Consider the following 6,100-nt stretch of genomic DNA (forward strand, 5'->3'; position numbering starts at 1 on the left):
CCCCGGGGGCCGCGAACGACGCGGCGGCGGAGCGGGCGGGCGCGGGCGCGGCGATCGCCGACCTGTTCCTCGCGGTGGCCGGGTCGCCGGTACCGGTGACCACCCTGGTGATCGGCGAGGGCGGCTCGGGCGGCGCGCTCGCCCTGGCCGCGCCCGGCGACACCTGGGTGACCCCGGACGCGTACTTCTCGGTGATCGCCCCCGAACTGGCCGCCGCGATCCTCAAGCGCCCGCCGGAGCGGACCGAGCAGACCGCCGACCAACTGCGCGTTCGCCCGCAGGACTTGGTCGAGCTGGGGGTCGTACGCGGCATCGCACGCCCCGCGCCCCGGACAACCGAATAAACGAACAAGGGAGCAGTTGTTCCCGCGAACAGGTGATCGTCGCGCCAGAAATTGCATGAGGCACGGGTGACCAACGATGCTTACGGTGCGCAAGCAACGGGCTGCAGACCGTAGTTGACGCGCACCCGGTCCATGTCCCATACGGGGCCGGGGTGTTGGTCCCACACACATGCAAGATCGCAAGGAGAACGTCTCACCATGAACCTGCTCACCGACATCCTCGCCGGCATCGTCCACTTCGTCGGCTGGCTGGTGTAACACCACCTGTCACAGCGGCGCCGTCTCCCCCGGTCCCACGGGGAGGCGGCGCCGCTGCGTTTCCTCCCGGACCTCCTCGCCGACGCGCAGGATCTCGTCGGGGTCCGGGCGCCCCGAGAGCACGAACTCGTCGATGCCCGACTGTGCGTAGTCACAGATCTGTCGCGCGGGGCGACAGCGCTCGCCGAGGTGCAGCCGCAGGGCGAAGCGCAGGCTCGGATTGCGGTCGCGCAGCCGGGCGACGCGGGCGGCCAGCGCGGACGGGGGCTCGCCCTCTTCGCCGCGCAGCAGATGGACGTCGGCGCGGCGCGCGGCGAGGTTCTCGGCGGCGCCCGAGGTGCCGCCGATGTAGAGCGGCACGTCGTGCTCGACGGCCGGTGCGGCGAGGCGCGCCCCCTCGACCTGGACGTGCTGGCCCTGGAAGTCGACGCGCCGCCCGTCGAGCAGGGCACGCAGCACGGCCGCGACCTCGTCGGTGCGCCCGTAGCGCTGGTCGTGCGCCAAGTGGACCGACTCGCCCGGCAGTTCACCGTCCTCGCCGCCGGTGACGAGGTTCAGCCGCAGCCGCCCGCCGGTGAACCGGCGGAAGGCGTCCGCCTGCCCGGCCAGCACCGTCGGGCTCACCGCCCCGGCCCGGACGCCGACCAGGAACCCGATGCGCTCGGTGTGCCCGGCGAGCACGGAGGCCCGCTGCCAGGGGTCGAAGCGGCCGCGTCCCACCGGGGTGAACAGCGAGGCGAAGCCCGCCTGTTCGGCGGCGCGCGCGATCCGCACCGGCCGGCCGGTGTCGTCCCGGCCCTCCGCGACGGGCAGGAACCAGTGCAGCAACGGGTGGTTCTGGGGCATGGGCACCTCGGGCCTACGACGGTCGGGCGGGGGGGAAGGCGGCGGCGCCCGGGACGCGGGGGCGCACAGCGGCGTCAAGAAGGAAGCCTCAGGAGGACTTCGGGAAGAGGGTGCCGCTACGGGATGCTGCGCGGACGCGTGTCAGCAGCCGGCCGTACGGCGACGCGGGAAAGCCCGACAGAGCATCGTCGCGACACGCAGCAGATCCACGTGTCGACGCGAGACGAGTACGGGGGCCATGCCCGCATCCTTTCCGGGCCGCCGTCGCCACCACAACCCGGGGACCGCATCGCGGACGACGGCGTCTCACGCCTTGACATGCCGGGCCCGGCGCGGAGTCGCTCCGCGCCGGGCCCGGCCGTTGCTTGCCCTGCTCAGGGGGCTACTTGACGCCCACCGCCCGGATGATCTCCTGGGTGACGGAACCGCCCTTGTCGTCCTTGGCCGTCGCCCGCAGCGAGAGGTACGCGGCGGAGCGCGGCACGCTCAGGCCGCCCTTCCAGGAGGCGCCGTGCCCGTCGAGGTGCACGGGCTTCCAGGTCGCGCCGTCGTCGTAGGAGACCTCCAGCGTGCCGCCGCCGATGGTGCCGGTGCCGGACGCGTCCTTCACGTACTGGGCGTACAGGCCGATCGGGACGCGCGAGCCGCCGCGGACGTCGCCCGCGAGGTCGGTGTCGACGTCGAAGCCGAGGTTGATCAGCGGCAGGTACGTCCACCTGTCCTCCGGCGTCGCGGCCGACTTGAAGGTCCATTCGGCGTGGCCCTTGGTCGACAGCTCCCAGCGCGCGGGGTCGAGCGTGGTGTCCGTGGCGACCGTGTACGTGTGCTCGGCCGGGTCGGCGTCCCACACGTAGGCACCGGAGCTCTTGGCGTGGTCGACCTGCACCCCGTCGACGGAGACCGAGGTGTACTGGTCGATGCCGTTCGTCTCGCTGTTGTAGGCGTCGCCGAAGCCGGTGTGGTCGGGTCCCGAGTCGCCCCAGCCGGGCGTGTTGAACTGCAGGGTGGAGCCGGAGCGCTGCTGCCCCCAGCCGAGTCCGCTGCCCAGCCACGGGTGCCAGACCGGCTTGAACCAGTCCAGCTCCTTGTGCGTACCGCCCTTGTAGGTGACGAGTCCGCTGCGCTGCTCCAGGTCCGTCGGGCCGGTCTGCACGGACTCGTGCCAGGTCTGCCCGGCGCCCGTGGAGACGTAGTCGGTGCGCTCGGCCGGGTAGGCGACCTGCTCCAGGAAGCCGAGGCCGACCGGGAAGGTGTCGGTGATCGAGTAGCGGAACTCGCCGCCGTCCTGCGGCTTCACCGCGTGGAACTTCGTGTCCAGGACGGCGAGATCACGTCTGCCGGGCTCGTAGGCGAGGTCGCCCCTCGGCACGCCTCCCTTGTGCTCGTCGGTGACGTCGTACACCCACGGCGTGTACCGCGTCCCGGTCATGGACAGGGTCCGGCCCGCCTTGGCGAGCGCGGCGAGGGCGGCGCCGCCCGCCGCGTCGACGGTCGCGATCTGCAGCGGCCGGTCGGTGCCGTCCTCGGGGCCGAACCAGGCGCTCAGCCGTCCCGCCTCGTCGTCCGTCACGAACAGCGCCGCGACGCCCGCGTCCTGCGCGGCCTGGGCGAGTTCGGCCGGGGCGAGCGCGTCGCCGCGGCGCACCAGGACGGCTTTGCCGCGGACGTCCTTGCCGCTGTAGTCGGCGGGCGCGCCGTTCCCCGCGTCGACGACGCGGAGCCTGCTGCGCCCCTCGATCAACGTGCCGCCCGCCCCCACGGTGGCCTCGCGCACCCCGTCGACCTGGAGCAGCGGCTTGCCCAGGCGCCACACCGTGCGGTACTCGAAGCTGCCGTCGGTCACCTCGGGGGTGGGAGCGGCGAAGACGCTGTCGTACGTGAGGGGCACCTGGACGGCGCTCTGGTACGCGGCGCCGCCCGCCTTGCGGTCGGCCTCCATGACGAGCTGCCGCGTCTCGGTGGTGCGTCCGACGTCCGCGGTGATCTCCTTCAACCGGCGCCCGTCCAGGGTGATGTCACGGTCCCGGTCCAGCTCGACCTCGGGGTCGGCGAGGTAGCCGAGGCCGAGCGAGTCCTTGCCGTGGCTGCCGCGCACGTCCAGGAAGGACTCCAGGTAGTACGAGCCCGGCTTGAGGCGCAGCTGCAGCGTGCCGGAGTCGCCGACGGTGGCGGGGAACGGGTCGGTGTCCGCGGTGAGTTGCTGCACCCCGAGGTACGCGGCGGTCGGCGCGCCGGACCGGTCCTTCACGTGGACGGTCAGCGTGTACCGCTCCTCCTCCTTCACCAGGCCGAACACCGTGTGCGCGACGGTCTTGCCGTCCGCGGTGGCGACGATCTGCCCGCTGGTGTTGCCGACGGGCGCCTCGGCTCCGTCGCCGGTGACGGTGGTGGCGGCGGTGCCGTGCGCCGGGACGGTCAGGCTGGTGTCGGCGAGGGTGGCGACGCCCTCGGCGCCGCCCTGCACGGCGAGGCTCAACTGCACGGCGGCGTCGGAGGAGTTGGTGTAGGTGACGGTCTTCGTCACCGGCTTGTTCTCCTCGTAGGGCCACTTGTAGTAGCCGAGGTCGGCGCTGCCGGTCGCGGTGACCTGCGTGCCGACGGCGTCCGGCACGCTGACCCGCCCTGCGCCCAACGCGTAGGCGGAGGCGTCGAGTTCCTTGCTGGTGGACATCAGCGCGTCCTTGAGCTGCGCGCCGGTCCAGTCGGGGTGTTCCTGGGCGAGCAGCGCCGCGACGCCGGCGACGTGCGGTGTCGCCATCGACGTACCGCTCATCTCGGTGTACGCGCCGTCGCCGGGGACCAGTGAGGAGCGTGCGGCCAGGATGTCGACGCCCGGCGCGGAGACGTCGGGCTTGAGGGCGTTGTCGCCGAGGCGCGGGCCCTGGCTGGTGAAGTAGGCGGCCTGGTCGGCGGCGTCGACGGCGCCGACGGTCAGCGCGGCGTCGGCGGCGCCGGGCGAGCCGATGGACGTGGGCGCGCCGACGTTCCCCGCGGCGATGACGAACAGCGCGCCGGTCTCCTGGGAGAGGGAGTTGACGGCGGCGGCCATCGGGTCGGTGCCGTCGCCGGCCTCCTGCGAGCCGAGGCTCATGGAGACGACCTTGGCCTTGACGTCCTTGGCGGCCCACTCCATGCCGGCGATGATCTGCGACTCGCTGCCGGAGCCCTCGTTGCTGAGGACCTTGCCGACGGCGAGGTCGGCGTCCGGGGCGACGCCCTTCTCCTTGCCGTCGGAGGCGGCGCCGGAGCCGCCGACGATCGAGGTGACGTGGGTGCCGTGCCCGTTGCGGTCGGCGACCTCCTCGCCCTCGATGAAGGACTTCGACGCGGAGACGCGGGAGGCGAGGTCGGGGTGGGAGGCGTCGTACCCGGTGTCGAGGACGGCGACCTTCACACCCTTGCCGGTGAGCCCGGACTCCCAGGCCTTCGGGGTGCCGATCTGCTCGTTGCTGGCGGCCATGTCGGCCTTGACCCGCCCGTCGAGCCACACCTTGGCGACGCCGTCGGCGTAACTGCCGCGCCCGGCCGTGGCGGCTTCCCAGAAGGTCCGCCCCTTGCGGGCGTCGACGGCGGCGCCGCCGATGCTGTCGAGCGTGCGGGTGCGCGCGGCGCCCTTCGGGACGGCGCGGGCGCCGCGCGCCTTGCCGCCGTAGGTCACGATGAGGGGCGTCGCGTCGGCCGTGCCGTCCGCGAGGCCCTGCCGTATCAGCTCGCTGACGTCGAACAGGCGGGCGTCGAGCGTCCCGGCGGCGAGGTAGGGCCGGGCCTCGTCGGGCACGACGTGGACGTCGCCGTGCGACACCTGGGTGCGCACGGCGCCCGTCGCGCCTCTCGCGCGGTCGACGGTGACGGTCCTCTTGCCGCCGCCGAGTTCCGTCACGGTCACCTTGTCGCCGGTCACCAGGGTCACGGTGTGCGCGGCGGCCGGTGCCTTCGCCGATTTCGGTGCGGGGGCGGGGGCGGCCTGTGCACCGCCGCCGGGCAGCAGCGCGAACGCGATGCCGGCCGACAGCAGGGCCGCGCCGCGTCTGACGGCAGGTCCTCTGGTCATCGTCGCCTCTCTTCGTCGGCCTCGGACCGGGGGTGGGATCCGAGTGCTGGGAAGAGTCTCAAGGGCCATATGTTGCGGGGAAGTTGACGGGCGCTGGCGGGAAGCTGCCCTGGCGCGTTCCCGCCACCGCCCGCCACAATGGCCCCAGGCACGACGGAACGTACGGGGGCGTCGAAGTGAGCACGGACGGTTTGGTGCAGTACACGGCCGGCGGGGACACGCCGGTGCTGTTCGAGGCGGCGGGCGAGGACGAGGCGCGCGGCGCCCGGCTGGTGGCCCGCGGCGGCGGCCCGCTCCGGGCGACACAGACCTTCGAGTCGGCGCTGGATTCGGTGCGCACGGCCGCCGAGTCGGCGTTGCGCGTGCTGCGCGACGGCACGCTCGCGCCCGACGGCGTCGAGATCGAGTTCGGCGTGAAGCTCTCCGCGGAGGCGGGGGCCGTCATCACCAAGGGGGCGGCCGAGGGGCATCTGGTGGTCCGGCTGTCGTGGGCGCCGGGGGCCGACCAGGCGGACGCGTCCCGTCCATGAGCACGGCGAAGTGGCAGGTGCGGGTGGAGAGCGGCGCGCAGCTCGGCGCCGGTTTCCTGGTGACGCCGCGC

3 protein-coding genes and 1 pseudogene are annotated in these 6,100 nt (G+C 73.3%); 2 read left to right on the plus strand and 2 right to left on the minus strand.

Translation table 11 applies throughout. From position 1 onward, the window contains the following. Positions 1-344: pseudogene (locus G3I40_RS02890) on the plus strand (acetyl-CoA carboxylase); the annotation flags it as partial. A gap of 267 nt (positions 345-611) precedes the next feature. On the opposite strand, the gene G3I40_RS02895 reads toward G3I40_RS02890, so the two are convergent. Next, positions 612-1,448 (minus strand): LLM class flavin-dependent oxidoreductase, encoded by an 837-nt coding sequence (locus G3I40_RS02895; protein WP_164300565.1) that lies wholly within the window; start codon positions 1,446-1,448, stop codon positions 612-614. 382 nt (positions 1,449-1,830) lie between these two features. Beyond that, positions 1,831-5,499, minus strand: coding sequence for a S8 family serine peptidase (locus G3I40_RS02900; RefSeq protein ID WP_164300566.1), 3,669 nt, complete (start codon positions 5,497-5,499; stop codon positions 1,831-1,833). Between the two features lie 224 nt (positions 5,500-5,723). On the opposite strand from G3I40_RS02900, the gene G3I40_RS02905 reads away from it, so the two are divergent. Next, positions 5,724-6,029, plus strand: a complete 306-nt coding sequence (locus tag G3I40_RS02905) for a CU044_2847 family protein (RefSeq protein ID WP_343244802.1) — start codon at positions 5,724-5,726, stop codon at positions 6,027-6,029. Positions 6,030-6,100: the final 71 nt, after the last annotated feature.

The organism is Streptomyces sp. SID14478 (assembly GCF_010548525.1).
Taxonomy (GTDB): domain Bacteria; phylum Actinomycetota; class Actinomycetes; order Streptomycetales; family Streptomycetaceae; genus Streptomyces.